Below are 15739 nucleotides of genomic sequence, written 5' to 3' on the forward strand. Positions count from 1 at the left end.
GATGAAGATAATTTCAATGATTCCTGCACGCTACAGTGCATCTCGTTTTCCAGCTAAACTTATGCAAGATTTAGAAGGTAAAACAGTTATTTTAAGAACCTATGAGGCTACAGTAGCAACACAATTATTTGATGATGTCTATGTAGTGACAGACAGCAAGATTATTTTTGATGAGATTACATCAAACGGTGGAAAAGCTATCATGAGCATAAAAGAACATGAATCTGGTAGTGATCGTATAGCAGAAGCTGTTGTAGATTTAGATGTTGATATTGTCGTAAACGTGCAAGGAGACGAGCCTTTTACAGAAAGAGAAAGTTTAGAGAAAGTTATAAAAGCCTTTAAAGAAGATCACAATAAAGAGATTGATTTAGCCTCCTTAATGGTGGAAATTCATGATTGGGATGAAATTAATAATCCAAATACAGTAAAAGTTATTGTTGATCAAAACAATTTTGCTTTATATTTTTCTCGTAGTCCAATTCCATATCCAAGAGACAAAGAAGCTGGCGCGCGTTATTTTAAACACAAAGGTGTTTATGCGTTTAGAAAACAGGCTTTGTTAGATTTTAGTAAACTGCCTATGCAATTTATTGAAGCTACTGAGAAAATTGAGTGCATTAGATATTTAGAATATGGCAAACGAATTAAAATGGTAGAAACGACAATTGAAGGTGTAGAAATTGACACACCTGAAGATTTAGAACGCGCTAAAAAACTTTGGAAATAATTGAATAAAGACTATCAACATATTAAAGTCATCGGTTTTGATGCAGACGATACACTTTGGGTAAATGAGACTTATTTTCGTGAGGCAGAATTGGAGTTCGCTAAATTATTAGCGCCTTATGAAACTGCAAATAAAATAGACCAAGAGCTGTTTAGAAAAGAAATTGAAAATTTGCCTTTATATGGCTACGGAATTAAAGGATTTGTACTATCTATGGTGGAAATGGCTGTTGAGATTTCAAATAATCAAGTATCAAATAAAACAATTACCAAAATATTAAATATAGGTAAAGACATGTTAGATGCTCCAGTTGAATTATTAGATGGAGTAGAAGATGTTTTAAAAACCTTATCAAAAGATTATAAATTAATTGTTCTCACAAAAGGTGATTTATTAGACCAAGAGCGAAAACTAGAAAAGTCTAATTTGAATTCTTATTTTCATCATATTGAGGTCATGAGTGATAAGCAAGAGGTAAATTATTCTAAGGTGCTAAATCATTTAGATATAGAACCGTCAGAATTTTTGATGATTGGGAATTCTCTAAAATCAGATATTTTACCATTAGTCAATATTGGAGCAGAGGCAATCCATATTCCTTTTCATACCACTTGGTTACATGAGCAAGTTAATGAACAAGAAACTAGAAATAAAGCTTATAAAACGATAACGCGTTTATCAGAATTAAAAATGATATTAAATTAGTGGAAGTTATCAATCAAAATACCTGGAAACGTAAGCAACATTACGATCATTTTTCAACATTAAAAGATCCTTATTTTGCGGTCACTTTTCCAGTTGATGTAAGTAAAGCCTATGATTTTGCAAAGGCTCACAATGTTTCTTTCTTCGGAAAGTACTTGCATGACTGCATGAAAGCGATTAATGAAGTAGACGAATTAAAATTAAGAGTAAAAGACAATCAGGTTGTTAAATATGAAACTATTAATGCATCAGCAACATTAATGCGGTCAGATCAAACATTCGGGTTTTCATATATAGAATTTGATGAGGATTTAAACCAATTTTTGGAACATCTCATTTCAGAAAAAAACAGAATAGAAGACACAGGAGCATTGTTTCCATTACGAAATGATTTAATGTGTATTCATTGTTCTGCTATGCCTTGGGTTAATTTCTCAGGTCATAAAGAACCTGTTTCTGGGACTTTAGATTCTATACCTAAATTAGCTTTTAGTAAAACTGTTAAAGAAAATGATGGAAAATTGATGATGAATGTGTCCATAAATGTAAATCACGCATTAGTTGATGGTTATCATGTTGGATTATTTGCCGAAAAATTTCAACATTATTTAAATAAATAAAGATAAATCCAACTATGTTTTTATTTTTGTTAAAGAAGACAAATAAATGAGTTATAAAAATTATCCAATGGTGTCCAGAATAGTTTTTGGACGAGGTAGTTTTAATCAGTTAGGAGATATAATCGCTCCTAAGCGATTAAATGTAAAAGCGCCATTTATATTTTTGGTTGATGACGTGTTTAAAGGAAATCCTTTAATAACATCAAGACTCTCATTAGCTTATGAGGATCAACTACTTTTCGTATCTGCTAAAGAAGAACCTAAAACATCACAAGTTGATGAGTTGGTAGAACAAATTATATTAAACCATAAAGATAGACCTTCTGGGATTATTGGTATTGGAGGCGGTACTGTCATGGACTTAGCTAAAGCTGTGGCAATCATGTTGACTAATGAAGGTGAAGCTAAAAATTATCAAGGTTGGGATTTAGTTAAAAATCCAGCAATTTACCATGTTGGTGTACCAACCATATCTGGTACAGGAGCCGAAGTTTCTAGAACAACCATACTAACTGGACCAGAAAGAAAATTAGGTATAAATAGTGATTTCACGCCTTTTGATCAAGTTATTTTAGATCCAGAATTAACAGTAGATGTGCCAAAAGATCAATGGTTTTATACAGGTATGGATTGTTTTGTACACTGTATTGAATCTTTAAATGGGACTTACTTAAACGCATTTAGTCAAAGCTACGGAGAAAAAGCATTGGAGCTTTGCAAAGAAATATTTTTAGAAGATTCTCTTTCTATTGAAGATTCTCAAGACAAATTAATGATGGCTTCCTGGCATGGAGGAATGAGTATTGCGTACTCTCAAGTAGGAGTTGCACATGCGATGAGCTACGGTTTGGGTTATCTTTTAGGTATTAAACACGGAATTGGAAACTGTATCGTTTTTGAACATTTAGAGGACTATTATCCCGAAGGTGTTGCCATGTACAAAGCCATGAGAAAAAAGCATAACATTTCAATACCTCAAGGCATTTGTGAGCATTTAGGAGATGACGAATTTGACATCATGATTGATGTTGCATTAAGTTTGACACCATTATGGGAAAATGCAATTGGTGATAACTGGGAAGAAATAATTACAAGAGATAAGTTGAAAGCACTCTACCAAAAGATGTAATATGAGATGGCTTGTAAGTTTTATTTATTTCAAATTATTAGGCTGGAAATTCACTGGCAATACTAATTTTTCTCAAGACACAGTTAAAAAAGCAGTGATTATTGCTGTTCCTCATACAAGTTGGCAGGATTTTTTTATCGGAATGTTTCTTCGGAAATTAACAGGAGTTAAAACCAATTTTGTTGGTAAAAAAGAACTCTTTACTTGGCCTCTAGGTTATTATTTTAGAGCAGTAGGTGGTTCGCCTTTAGATAGAACATCTGGACAAAATAAGGTGGAAGCTATAGCTGAGTTATTTAAAAACAAAGAAGAATTTAGGTTAACGCTCGCTCCAGAAGGTACTCGTAAAAATGTAAAACAATGGCGAACAGGTTTCTACTACATTGCCAAAGCAGCTAATGTGCCAATCATTATGTTTACCCTAGATTTTAAAAATAAAGAAAATCATATTTCAGAACCTTTCTATCCTACAGATGATGTAGAAGCAGATTTTGCTTTTATGAAAGCGTTCTTTAAAGGTGTTGTGGGTAAAATTCCTGAGTATTCTTAAACAGATTTTAAAAGTGAATGTACAAAGTAGGGCATATGTTTTAATTATCGTAATGCTATGTATCGCTTCAATAGATTGTGCAGCACAAGTTAAAATGCCACAATTAATTAGTTATTCTTCTTCGGAATGTGAAGAGATCTATTACCAAAATAGACGCAAGGTTCAAAATCGTATTCTAAATCATACCATTACAGATTCTTCTCAAGTTTATAAGGTCTTCGTAGCGACTAATTGCGAACGTACAGCAGAAGGCGAAATCAAATTTATAAATGATACACTTAAATTGAGGCATCATGGTGTTTGGGAATTTTCCGAAGAGATAGAAAAAATCAACGATTCAATTACTATAGTTACAGAAATACGTATTGAAGAATTAGTAGAATGTGATTGTGCTTATGAATTGGTTTATGAAATTTCAGGATTAAAAACACAACCACAAATTGTAACTTTAAATGGAGAGACTATTACAAATACCAAGCATAAATATAAAGTGAGACGAAAAGCTCCTAAGTTTGATATTGTGGATAATGATACTATCAACCTAATCGATATTTATGGTTTAAAACAAAAAACTCATGTTGTATTAAGACCTGATGGAAAATTGCTTTCTAAAATTTATTATGTGGATGAAAAACCAATGTCAGGCTTAGCAAAAGTACGCTATAATACAAATGGTTTTGATCGTATAGAAATGCATCTAGAAAATGGCAATTACACTAAACGTATATACTATAAAAACGGGAAACTGTTTAAAACTTGCGATACAGAAGGTGCTTTTGAAGATGATACTAATTGTTTCTTTGTAAAATAAAATTGACGCAAAACCTTTTAAGTTAGCACTTTGGCACACATTTTGACTGTATATAAGTGTAATTAATACTGAAACATAAAGTAAACGTAAGTCCCTAAAAAGAAACAGAATTAATTATTACAAAAGCTACTTAATTTATTTAAGTAGCTTTTTTGTTTTATATCAATTTAACTAAAAAAGATATTACAATTTAGCCTCAAATTTGGTTAGTAATTGATTGGTTTGTTGATTAAGCTTTTTCTTAAAAAATGAAGTACCACCAAGTAATAAGCCTTTTAATCCAAGCGCTTGTTTAGACCACGTATGAAGATTAAAAGTATCTGTATGTTTTATGATTTTACCATCTTTAAATTCAAAATGCGCTATTATTTTATTATGAACAGGTCTTCCAGTTTTACTAAACATATAGTGAGCTTCCCATTTCGCATTTCCCATTTGACCTTTAGAGTTGATATCTGAGTATTCTACTTTAAAATCTTTACCTTTTTGAGACGTAATTAACATTCGCCACATGTTTTTAGCATGGTCACCTTTTAAAACTCCAAATGCAGGATCTTCAAAAACAATATCATCATGATAACACGCTACCATTGATTCTGCATCTTGATTTTTAAAAGCACTGTAAAAATTTTCTATAATTGAATTCATGCAATAAAGTTAATCATTATTAGTTTACGAAAACTGTATCATTAAAATTTGCGTAAATAGAGTAGTAGCAATTATCTGCTTTTAAAATTGCTCTAAAAAAGAGAAAAGACCATCAGAAATGATGGTCTTTTTGTTTTTAATTAATAAAAGTCTTGGTGTTTATATGACTCTAGCTTATTTATTCTATAATACCATTAAATGTCTTGTATTGAGCATATACGTCAATCCCAAAAAGTTCCCATTGTAAAATACCATTAGCTGTAAATTCTAATTGCTTAGTCTTACTATTGTTTTTTGTTTCGATTGTTTTAAAATCCCAAACATAGCCACTTATAAATCCAGTCAAAGAACTATTGCTTGATATAGGAATAAATTCATTTTCGTCAATTGAGTATTTCAAGCTTAAATTAATGTCAAAAGCTAAATTATCTTCCAATAATATTCTTTTAACTTTACTATTATTATTGTTATAACCTTCTGTTATTATTATCCGGTTATTGGGTTTATCTTCATTAGATGCTGAAATGATTTGCGTAATTCCAATAATCATTATAAAGATTGAAATATATTTAAATTGAGGCTTAAAAATCCTTTTACCTTTAGCTATAAATCCAACAATTAGATATAAAAAGCACAAAAAAATTATTCCGTTTATTATTGACCAAATTAGATACATCATAATTTTTTATTATAGCAATGATTTAATACATACCCTTAATTTTTCTCAATTTATCTTCCCAAATAGAAAGCGTCTTTTTGTGTTTATCAACGTTTTTAAATACTTCTTTTACTAAAGGATTACTTTCATCAACATTCGAGAAAAACTGTAAGTTGTTTTCTAATTGAATAATTTCTCCCTTGACCTCTCCAATTTTCTTTCTTATGAAGTTTTGCTCGTTATCTAATAATCGAGTATCACCAGGTTGTGCTAAATTTTCAAGCTTGTTTTCAAACTTGATCATCTCAAGTTTAGCTCTATCCATATCTAACTTACCAAATAAACCATCTAGCGCTTTATTGAATTTCCCATCAATATAACGTTTGTTAGAAGGTACATGCCCAATAGCTTTCCAAGCTGCAATTTTTTCTTTAATAGTAACGATATCTTTTTTAGAATCACCAGACAATTCTAAAGCGTTTACTTCTTTAAGCATGGTGTTTTTTTGCTCATAAGCAACCATTAATTCTTTATTAGCTTCATCACGCTCTGAATTTAATCTATCAAAATAGGCATTACAAGCACCTTTAAATTGCTTCCATATTTTGTCACTATCTTTTCTTGGTACATGACCAATTTCTTTCCAATCACCTTGAATTTTTTTCATTAAAGGTGTTGTTTTTGCTAAGTCTTCATTATCCTTATTATCTAAGGCTATTTGAATTAACGCTTTCTTTTTCTCTAAGTTATCGTATTGATCTTTTTTGAGACTTTTGTAGAAATTATTTTTTTGACGATTAAAAGTTCTAACCGCATCTTTAAATTTAGACCACGTAGCTTCATTTACTTTTTGAGGCACTTTCCCAGCTTTAAAGAATTCTTCTCTTAAAGTTTCAATAGATTTTATCTTCTTTTGCCAAGCATTATGGGCATTAGAAGTATCGTTAGAAATCGCTATAATTCTAGAAATAATCTCTTCTTTTACTTCTAAGTTTTTCTCACGACCTTTATCTAAATCTGCATAGTAACCTTGACGTTTGTCATGTATCGTTTTGGTTGCTTTACTAAAACGCTCCCAAACTTCATCACGATGTTCTCTAGATACAGGACCTAATTCCTCTTTCCACATTTTATGCAATACTTGCAATTCTCTAAAAGAACGATTGATATTATCATCTGCAGCTAATTCTTCTGCTCGCTCAATAATCTTAGTTTTTTGCTCTAAATTGTGTTTAAAATCTAGATCACGCAAATCTCTATTTAAATGCAATACATCATAAAAAACTTCAACATTATGATGATAAGAATTCCATGCGTTATTGTAACGATCTCTAGGTATAGGACCAGCATTTCTCCACTGCTCTTGTAAATCTTTGAAGGTTTTGTATGTAGTATTAATATTTTCTTCATCATTGACCAAACCTTTTATTTGCTCAATAATTTGTAATCTATTGTCAAGATTCCCTTTTAAATTATTCTCACGTTGCTTGTAATAAGCACCTAAATTATTTCTATAGGTTTTAAAGACATTATTAAACTGTTTTTTAACAGGAGAAGCATAGTAGAAGTCAATTTCATTACCACCTTCATTTAAAAATTCTTCCTTTTTCTCATCTAATAATGCATCAAATTTAGAATTGAATTCAGATTTTATCTCTTCAACTTGCGATTTAATGTTTTGTACTTTATGATTTTCTATCAGTTGCTCGAACTCAATTGATAACTGCTCCATTGACATAGAGTGGTAGTCTTTAGATTCTAATGTGTGACGCTCAGCATTTTCTTCATCTTCAGCATCTTCAGCATTAGATTCATCAATTTCTTCAACATGGGCATCTGCTTTTTTAGTAGCTTCAGGTGCTGTAGAATCTTCAGTTGTTTCAACGACTTCTTTTACTTCTTCTGTAATTGCCTCAGTAGTTTCAGCAACCTCTTCGGTAACGTTCTCTGTGATTTCTTCAACAACTTCTTTTACGTCTTCAGTAATCGTTTCAACTGTTTCTGTGACATCGTCGTTAGACTCTTCAACTATTGTTTTGATTTCTTCGGAAATTGGCTCACTCTCAGTAGTAGAACTTTCTGGAGTTTGAGGTGTTTCAGTAGATTTTAATTCTTTGTTTCCATCTGCTTCTTGCAGGTTATCATTCTCAGACATTTTTCAATGTTTTATATATTAGAAGGCTAAGATACTAACAAGAGGCTGATTTACAAAACAGAAGTCGTTGTTTAGACCTCTTATGCTTATTAAATATAAAAATAGTCCATCAAATTCGTTTCTATTTCCATTATATTTCAATATAAAATAGAACCGTAGCTAAGGCTATACTTATGTTTTCTATATGATATAAAAGAAAATACAATTCAAATTTGTTATCTACTATTTTGAAATTTATTTGATATTAAAAGGTTAAATCCCATATTCTCCAAGCCTTTTCTGCTTGATACTCTAACATTTTGAGTCCGTTGCAGATTTCGGCACCTTGAGATTTGCCTATTTTTAAGAATTTTGTTTCACTCGGATTATAAATAACATCGAATAAAAAATGTTTATCGGTAATCCCATCATAAGGAATATTTGGACATTCATTTACATTTGGATGCGTTCCAATTGGTGTACTATTTATAATAATAGTGTAATGACCTAAAATTTCCGAAGTTAAAGTTTCGTAAGTAAATTTGACACCTGGTTTTTTTGTTCTAGAAACGTATTCAAATTTGATATTTAGCTTTTTAAGCGTGTAGGCAATTGCTTTAGAAGCGCCTCCTGTACCTAGAATTAATGCTTTTTTATGATGTGGTTTTAGGAATGGTTTTATGGATTTTTTAAATCCGTAGCAATCTGTATTATAACCTTTTAATCTTCCTTTTTTGTCAATTGTAATCGTGTTTACTGCACCTATTTTTCTAGCTTTTTTATTTAGGCTATCCAAGTAAGGAATAATATCTTCTTTATACGGAATAGTGACATTAAAACCCACAATGTTATGATCTTTGGTGAAGAGTTCTTTAAATTCTGAAATGTGCTTCAAATCAAAATTCTCATACGTAAATGGAAGTTTTTGCTTCTCAAATTTTTCAGCGAAATAACCTCTAGAAAACGAGTATGAAATATCTTTACCTATTAAACCTAATCTACTCATGTGCTTTTTTTGTGTATTGACCATAGCGTTCTAAAGCAAGTACGACGATGATACCTAAAATTATATAACCAATTGCAATAGATGTTTGTGAATCCATTTGAGGTAAGAAACGCTCGTAATTTAAAATGATTTTTTGACCTCTAGAATCTAACAAGAAATTACCATCAACTTCAGTTTTAAAAATAGTCTTCTTCCATGGCCAAACAACACCTAATGAACCAATAATAAAACCAATAATTGATGCAGTAGTAATGCTTTTATAATGTTTAAGCACATAACTCAATACATGAGAAAATGACACTAAACCAACTACAGAGCCAAGCGTAAACATGGTTAGAACTTTAAGCAATCTAACTCTTACTTCATTTTGAATAAAACTAAAATCTCCTGTTATGATTTCTGAAAATGTATCATATAATGCATTTACAGAGTCTACTAATAGCAAGATGTAATTACCTAAAAGAATGAGGATGAACGATCCTGAAAACCCAGGAAGTGTCATGCCCGAAACGCTTATTATTCCGCAGAAAAAAACAAACAAAAGGTTGTCATTCTCCATTGCAGGATCTAGAAAACTTATTGCTATACCTAGGCTTATTCCAATAATAAGGGATAAAATGCTTTTAAAATTCCAATCTTTAAAATCTTTATTGATGTAATAAATTGAGCCAATAATCATCCCGAAGAATAAGCTCCAAACATATAATTCATAATGCTTAATGAAGTAGTCTAAAATTTTTGAGACACTAAAGTAGCTCACAATCATCCCTAAGAATAAAAGAGCCAAAAACTTACCGTTAATATATCTGTAAAAACTTTTAAATCTACCGTTTAATAAGAGTTTTAGCGCAGTTTTATTGACACGTTGAAGTGAATAAATAAACTCTTCATAAAAACCAGCAACAAATGCTACAACACCTCCTGAAACACCAGGGACTTTGTTAGCAGCTCCCATTCCTAGTCCTTTCATGACTAAAAATATACGGTCTTTGAGAGTTCTTGTGCTTTGCATTCTATTGTTTTTTAGCGCCTACTTTTTCAAGAATAAAAATGGTTAAAAATCCAAAAATCATTAAAGCAATAGCTTGCCATATTTGTGAGTCTCCAGTATAAGAACTTGGTAAAATACTTTCTTCCAAAACGGTTTTATAGGTTTCAAAATCATTGGTTTGTTGTTGGTAAATAGATAATGTACCAACATCTGAAATTTTAATAAATTCTTCAATTGCACCAGTTTTATCATCTAAAACGGAGATCGTTTTCTTCCATGGCCAAACCTTGTTAAGTGAACCTATTATAAATCCAGTTAGTAGCGCTAAAGTGGTATTGTAATAATTTTTGAATAGCCATTTTAAAACGCGACTAAAAGTCAACAATCCAAGGACTGCACCAGTCATAAAAATGGCAATCTTTTTTATATCAAAATCATGAAGTGCATCACTTAGCGTTTTATATGCTCCTAGAATAACCAAAATAAATGAGCCTGAAATTCCAGGTAAAATCATTGCACAAATAGCAATAGCTCCAGCTATAAATAGAAAATACGGATTATCATTTGCTCCTAAAGATGGTAAAGTAGAAATATAATATGCAGCAATAGCACCAATTATCAGAGAAATGATATTGGCAATATTCCATTTTTTAATTTGTTTGCCAACAAACCATATACTTACAATAATTAATCCGAAGAAAAATGACCATATTAATATAGGATGTTGCTCTAACAAATATTTTGCAATTCGCATAAACACAACAAAACTAACACCAATACCTGTTAATAATGCTAATAAAAAATTTCCATTAATTTGTGTCCAGAATGCTTTGAAACCTTCTTTTCTTAAGGTAGTTACCAATGATAAATTTACATTAGCAATTGTAGAAATTAATTCTTCATAAATTCCAGATATAAGAGCTATTGTTCCTCCTGATACTCCAGGAACTGCATCTGCTGCTCCCATGGCGATTCCTTTAAGTGTGATGATAAAGTAATCTTTAAATTGTCTTTGCATAGTTAAATTTGATAACAAGCAGTAAAGGTATGAAATACCAAACGTTTTTTAAACTAATAAAACAAAAGGAAAATAGGAGTAGAGATTACTTTTTAGCTGCTAAGATAATTTCTCTAACTGTAGGCTTTTGCATCACTTTAGGAAATAATTCTTCAATAATATATTCAAACTCACAATTTAAAAGTACCGCATTTTTAAGGTGATAATGACCTTTACTATGCTCATGAAGTGTGAAGTTTAAACCAGCTAAACGAAATTCTATTTCTGCAGTTTCCGGATGAAATTCTGAAGCTTGGATTAAATTTAAAATAGCAGCTTCATATTCGCCTAAAGCAATAAGGATATCTGCTCGTGATAACCACGTTTGAAGTTCGTAATTACCTAGATCTAAGGTTTTCTTGTAACCACGTTCTGCTTCTTCAAGAAAGTTAAGACGAGAATTAATTTGAGCATAAAGTTTCCAGTATGCAGCGTTTTCACTGTCTATATTTATAGCTTTATTGATATAGAATAAGGCTTTTTGATAGTTTTTTTGTTTGTTGTAGAATTTAGTAATAGCAATCCAACCCTTATCTAATAAAGGATCTTCATGTACTGTTTTATAATAATATTGAACCGCTAAATCATACTTCTCTAACTTATCATAACAATAACCAATTCTAAGCAATGCAAATGATGTTGGTTCATCTAATGCTAAGGTTATTTTGTAATTATCTATAGCTTCTAAATATTGTTTCTTCTTTTCTAAAACTTTACCTTTTTCTAGATAAGCTCCAACAAAACTATCATCTGAAATAATTGCAAATTCAAAAGCTGCAAGTGCTTTGTCTAGTTCTTTAATCGTCACATATTGACGACCTAATTGATGCCAAGCGACTTCACAATATGGGTTTTTATCTAAGTATGTATTTAAAAATGTAATGGCATCTTCATTTTCGTCTAGAAAATCAAAACAATAAATAATATTATATAAAGCTGAGTAATCTTCTAAATCAATATTCAGACACTTTTTGAAGTATATTTTAGCATTTTCAAATTGATCTAAAAACAAGTATTCCATACCTATTAAAGCATACAAATCACCAATACCTTCATCGTTAGCAGCTAAATCTAAAGCAATCAACAACGTATTTACTGCCTTTTCGTGATCATCTTGTTTAGAAAGTATATTCGCTTTTTGAATATAAATTTCTTCGTTGGTAGGTTCTAAAACATGAAGTGTTTCAAGAACTTTATTTGCATCATCAAACTTGTTTTCTAAGACAAGAATTTCAGTTTGAAACAACTTTAAATTGATAGATGAAGGATGCTGGTCAAGACCTAATTTGATCGCTTTTTTGGCTAACGCTATTTTCCCTATTTCTAAATAGTGATGAATAATGTTTTCAAACTCGCTTGAATCAAAGAACAAAACGTTATTCGTTTTGAGCATCGATTCAAACTTTTTAAGCGAGATATTATTGTTGTCTTCAGGTAGACCAAACTCCATAAGCAAATAGCATTGTTTGTTTAAATAAATGTACAGTTATCAAGGTTGGGTTTTGTTTTTTTTGGTTTAATGTTTTTAACAAAATAGTTAACAGTTGTAGTTAATGTAAAGGTAGCGCATTTTAATTAATTAAAAAACAGCCTTTTATCAGTCTGAAATTTGATAGTGATTTATACCGAAATAGAATCTAAAACACGAGTTATGATCATACAACCTTTGATGATTTCATCATTTGAAATTGTTAAAGGAGGCGTAATCCTGATGGCGCATGGTTCAAAGAGGAGCCAAAATAGAATTAATCCTTCGTCTTGACACCTTAAAATAACGTCATTTGTAATGTCTGCGGAATTGGTAATTGCAGCTAACATTAATCCTCGTCCGCGAATTTCAGAAATCAAAGGATGCTTTAAATGCTGACGTATTAATTGCTCTTTTTCTAAGGCTTGAGACATTAAATCACTCTCTGTAATTTCTTTTAAAGTAGCCAATGCAGCAGCTGCAATAACTGGGTGACCACCAAACGTTGTAATATGACCAAGTTTGGGATTATCCTGCAACAAATCCATATATTTAGAAGACGATGTAAATGCACCAATTGGCATTCCTCCACCTAAACCTTTACCTGTAACCAAAATATCTGGTGTACAATTGTAGTGTTCAAACCCAAATAATTTTCCTGTACGTCCAATTCCTGGTTGAATTTCATCTAAAATCAATAAAGCTCCAACCGCATCACATTGTTTTCGCACCTTTTCTAAGTAACCATCTTTAGGTTCTATAAAACCAGCACCACCTTGTATGGTTTCTAAAATAACTGCAGCTGTTTTTGACGTTATATGACATAAATCATCCTGATTATTAAATGTTATAAACTTTACATCAGGAATTAATGGTCTAAACGGTTGCTTACGCTCTTCATAGCCCATAACACTCAATGCTCCCATGGTATTACCATGATAAGCGTGATGTGTTGCTATGATTTCACTTCTTCCAGTTACACGTCGAGCAAGTTTTAATGCACCATCAATAGCCTCTGCACCAGAATTGGTTAGATATGTTTTTTCTAATGACTTTGGAAGATGTGCAGCCAACAACTTAGCCAATTCTACAGCAGGTTCTTGGATGTATTCTCCATAAACCATAACGTGTAAATATTTGTCTAATTGATCTTTAATGGCATCAATAACCTTTGGATGTCTATGACCTAGGCTACAAGCAGAAACGCCTGCAACAAAATCTAAATAGGCTTTTTGATTGGAGTCGTAAATATATGAACCTTCAGCATGTGAAATTTTCATTCCCAATGGGTGAGGTGTCGTTTGTGCTTGATATTTATAAAAATCTGATGTCATTAATTCCCTTCTTTTACCAAAGGTTTTTTGAGTTTTTGAGCTGCCTTTAGTGTTGTAGTTGGTTTAGGCAATTGTCGTCCAGCTTTATTGATCTCATCTTTATCTTTCTCACCTGCTTTTTCAACACGCTCTAAAAGGGCTTCATCAATAAATTCTTCATCTTCCACAAAAGGATCTAATCCTTTAATTATAGGGAGCGAAAAGGGAGGATCATCACTAAATAAATCTTCAACACTTTTTGGTTGTTCGTCACCTCGCCAATCAAATCCTCTAAATTTTCTGGCATTCTTCGGAAATTGGCTTTCCGGATAAATCTCGCCATCTACTTGATTTAATAGCGTAATAATTTTATAAGGACCATCAAATTTGAGATTGATACTTCCCGATTTTGATTTGTTTATACCAACCAAAGTATCCTTATCATCTCTACTGTAGAATATGATTTCAGCATTTTTAATGATATCAACATTATAGAGTTCATTGTTTTCAAAAAGACCAATTAATTTTTGACCCTTTATTTGATTAAAACCATCACCTATAGTGTCTTTACTTATTAAAAATGCATTATTAAATACTTTTAAAGAGTCTAGTTCTTCTTTTTCAACATTAGAAATTAGGTGTATAGAATCTCCAGACATTTGGTTACCTAAATTCCAAATCAAAGGTTTTCTTTGAATAGAAAAGGCATCTCCAGTATTAAAACGTTTGAGGTTTATGAGTTGTGTCAATCCAGATTTGTGATCTGCATGAATAGAATCTGCTTTACCACTCATATCACTTTTATACATCTTTGCATTGTAAAACGCTCTAGTAATACGGTTTTCTGGTTTTCCTGTAACCATCAATGTATCTGCGTGGATGTAAAGAGAATCTTTTTCTTGAACAGTTATTGCTAGCGCACGCTTTGTAATAAATAAGGAATCTTTAGCTCTAAAAACTTCACCATGATGTCCTTTAATTATGGTCTTGTTGACAGTGTCTGTAATGGTGATGTTGTTATCTGCGGAAGCATAACTTCGGTTTCTATCAAAATATAAACTGTCGCCTTCTATTTGTAGATTATCATAATCTATTTTTGAGTTTTTTATAAAGTGCCCAATGTCATTGTTGGTATCATAAAACCCACGTTCGGAATATACTTTACTAGCTTCACCAATAATTGTAGAAGGACCATACATGAATGCGTGGCCTGTTTCAGAATAAAAATCGAGTTGATTCGTTTCTAGAGTATATTCAGGATTTACTAAAACGACATCTTTTAGAAAACGATACTTGCTCTCGTTCATGTAAAAACGACCTATCTGGCTTGTGATAGTTCCAGATGAATCTCTTACAACTTGACCTTTACTATTATAATACGCTTGTTGTTTTGTACGATCAAAATAGAGTGTATCTGTAGTAAGTGTAGATTGTGGTTCTGTTAAAATAACTTTTCCAGCTGCAATGGCTAGTTGAGTAATACCACTATATTCTACATAATCTGAAGTCATATTTATAGTATCACCTTGTTTCATTCTCACGTTACTATACGCTTCAATAAAATCTTCACTTTGGTAATACAATGCTTTGTCACACCACATGTCTATACCTTCATGAATGATATGGATTTGACCTAAATCACTACGTACAAAAGTTGTGATGTTTTCTCCTTTTAGTGAATCTCGCACAGTAAAACCAGAATACTCTATTAAGATTTTCTTAGGTTGTTGCGCATAGGAGAGTGCTGTTAAAAAACAACATGTAAAAAGTAGTATATGTTTAAGCGTTAGATTCAAGGTAAATTGATTTGCTTCAAAAATAACTATTATCTCTTCGGAAATATATGCCTTAACAGATTTTTAGTAGATTTTTTTGATGTTGTCGCATTTTGACTGAATGCTAATTAGAAATCAATAAAC

The 15739-nt window shown here is 31.5% G+C and carries 15 protein-coding genes; 6 read left to right on the forward strand and 9 right to left on the reverse strand.

Translation table 11 applies throughout. The features are described from left to right. Position 1 precedes the first annotated feature (1 nt). The 6 genes from kdsB (at position 2) to IM744_RS19130 (ending at position 4545) form a co-directional block, all read left to right on the forward strand. A complete protein-coding gene (gene kdsB / locus IM744_RS19105; RefSeq protein WP_241738376.1) occupies positions 2 to 730 on the forward strand; it encodes a 3-deoxy-manno-octulosonate cytidylyltransferase in 729 nt (242 codons plus the stop codon). Next, positions 731 to 1435 carry an HAD family hydrolase gene (locus IM744_RS19110; RefSeq protein ID WP_194509786.1) on the forward strand — a complete coding sequence of 235 codons (705 nt, stop codon included), beginning with the start codon at positions 731 to 733 and terminating at the stop codon, positions 1433 to 1435. Beyond that, positions 1435 to 2055 (forward strand): CatA-like O-acetyltransferase, encoded by a 621-nt coding sequence (locus tag IM744_RS19115; protein WP_194509787.1) that lies wholly within the window; start codon positions 1435 to 1437, stop codon positions 2053 to 2055. The genes IM744_RS19110 and IM744_RS19115 overlap by 1 nt, the downstream gene beginning before the upstream one ends. Before the next feature lie 46 nt (positions 2056 to 2101). After that, positions 2102 to 3184 carry an iron-containing alcohol dehydrogenase family protein gene (locus IM744_RS19120; protein WP_194509788.1) on the forward strand — a complete coding sequence of 361 codons (1083 nt, stop codon included), beginning with the start codon at positions 2102 to 2104 and terminating at the stop codon, positions 3182 to 3184. 1 nt (position 3185) lies between these two features. Continuing rightward, positions 3186 to 3734, forward strand: coding sequence for a 1-acyl-sn-glycerol-3-phosphate acyltransferase (locus tag IM744_RS19125; protein ID WP_194509789.1), 549 nt, complete (start codon positions 3186 to 3188; stop codon positions 3732 to 3734). 94 nt (positions 3735 to 3828) lie between these two features. Further along, on the forward strand, positions 3829 to 4545 hold the full coding sequence (locus tag IM744_RS19130; protein ID WP_194509790.1) for a toxin-antitoxin system YwqK family antitoxin: 717 nt from the start codon (positions 3829 to 3831) through the stop codon (positions 4543 to 4545). Positions 4546 to 4728: 183 nt separating this feature from the next. On the opposite strand, the gene IM744_RS19135 is transcribed toward IM744_RS19130, so the two are convergent. From IM744_RS19135 to IM744_RS19175, 9 genes are all read right to left on the reverse strand, one after another. After that, positions 4729 to 5193, reverse strand: coding sequence for a nuclear transport factor 2 family protein (locus IM744_RS19135; protein WP_194509791.1), 465 nt, complete (start codon positions 5191 to 5193; stop codon positions 4729 to 4731). Between the two features lie 178 nt (positions 5194 to 5371). Then, complete coding sequence (locus tag IM744_RS19140; protein WP_241738377.1) at positions 5372 to 5743, reverse strand: hypothetical protein; 372 nt, start codon at positions 5741 to 5743, stop codon at positions 5372 to 5374. A gap of 151 nt (positions 5744 to 5894) precedes the next feature. Continuing rightward, positions 5895 to 8006 (reverse strand): DUF349 domain-containing protein, encoded by a 2112-nt coding sequence (locus IM744_RS19145; protein ID WP_194509793.1) that lies wholly within the window; start codon positions 8004 to 8006, stop codon positions 5895 to 5897. Between the two features lie 244 nt (positions 8007 to 8250). After that, positions 8251 to 8991 (reverse strand): shikimate dehydrogenase family protein, encoded by a 741-nt coding sequence (locus IM744_RS19150; RefSeq protein ID WP_194509794.1) that lies wholly within the window; start codon positions 8989 to 8991, stop codon positions 8251 to 8253. Next, positions 8984 to 10003, reverse strand: coding sequence for a DUF368 domain-containing protein (locus IM744_RS19155; RefSeq protein WP_194509795.1), 1020 nt, complete (start codon positions 10001 to 10003; stop codon positions 8984 to 8986). The genes IM744_RS19150 and IM744_RS19155 overlap by 8 nt, the downstream gene beginning before the upstream one ends. Position 10004: 1 nt before the next feature. Further along, on the reverse strand, positions 10005 to 11000 hold the full coding sequence (locus tag IM744_RS19160; protein WP_194509796.1) for a DUF368 domain-containing protein: 996 nt from the start codon (positions 10998 to 11000) through the stop codon (positions 10005 to 10007). Positions 11001 to 11085: 85 nt separating this feature from the next. After that, positions 11086 to 12489, reverse strand: coding sequence for a tetratricopeptide repeat protein (locus tag IM744_RS19165; protein WP_194509797.1), 1404 nt, complete (start codon positions 12487 to 12489; stop codon positions 11086 to 11088). Positions 12490 to 12659: 170 nt separating this feature from the next. After that, complete coding sequence (locus IM744_RS19170) at positions 12660 to 13841, reverse strand: aspartate aminotransferase family protein (RefSeq protein WP_194509798.1); 1182 nt, start codon at positions 13839 to 13841, stop codon at positions 12660 to 12662. Further along, positions 13841 to 15616 (reverse strand): OstA-like protein, encoded by a 1776-nt coding sequence (locus IM744_RS19175; RefSeq protein ID WP_194509799.1) that lies wholly within the window; start codon positions 15614 to 15616, stop codon positions 13841 to 13843. Before IM744_RS19175 ends, IM744_RS19170 begins: the two co-directional genes overlap by 1 nt. Positions 15617 to 15739: the final 123 nt, after the last annotated feature.

The sequence above is a fragment of the Psychroserpens luteus genome, from assembly GCF_015319355.1.
Lineage (GTDB): Bacteria > Bacteroidota > Bacteroidia > Flavobacteriales > Flavobacteriaceae > Psychroserpens > Psychroserpens luteus.

Coding starts and splice junctions, on each gene's coding strand:
- kdsB (WP_241738376.1), top strand. CDS start 2: ATGAAGATAATTTCAATGATTCCTGCACGCTACAGTGCATCTCGTTTT.
- IM744_RS19120 (WP_194509788.1), top strand. CDS start 2,102: ATGAGTTATAAAAATTATCCAATGGTGTCCAGAATAGTTTTTGGACGA.
- IM744_RS19125 (WP_194509789.1), top strand. CDS start 3,186: ATGAGATGGCTTGTAAGTTTTATTTATTTCAAATTATTAGGCTGGAAA.
- IM744_RS19130 (WP_194509790.1), top strand. CDS start 3,829: ATGCCACAATTAATTAGTTATTCTTCTTCGGAATGTGAAGAGATCTAT.
- IM744_RS19135 (WP_194509791.1), bottom strand. CDS start 5,193: ATGAATTCAATTATAGAAAATTTTTACAGTGCTTTTAAAAATCAAGAT.
- IM744_RS19140 (WP_241738377.1), bottom strand. CDS start 5,743: ATGATTATTGGAATTACGCAAATCATTTCAGCATCTAATGAAGATAAA.
- IM744_RS19145 (WP_194509793.1), bottom strand. CDS start 8,006: ATGTCTGAGAATGATAACCTGCAAGAAGCAGATGGAAACAAAGAATTA.
- IM744_RS19150 (WP_194509794.1), bottom strand. CDS start 8,991: ATGAGTAGATTAGGTTTAATAGGTAAAGATATTTCATACTCGTTTTCT.
- IM744_RS19155 (WP_194509795.1), bottom strand. CDS start 10,003: ATGCAAAGCACAAGAACTCTCAAAGACCGTATATTTTTAGTCATGAAA.
- IM744_RS19160 (WP_194509796.1), bottom strand. CDS start 11,000: ATGCAAAGACAATTTAAAGATTACTTTATCATCACACTTAAAGGAATC.
- IM744_RS19165 (WP_194509797.1), bottom strand. CDS start 12,489: ATGGAGTTTGGTCTACCTGAAGACAACAATAATATCTCGCTTAAAAAG.
- IM744_RS19170 (WP_194509798.1), bottom strand. CDS start 13,841: ATGACATCAGATTTTTATAAATATCAAGCACAAACGACACCTCACCCA.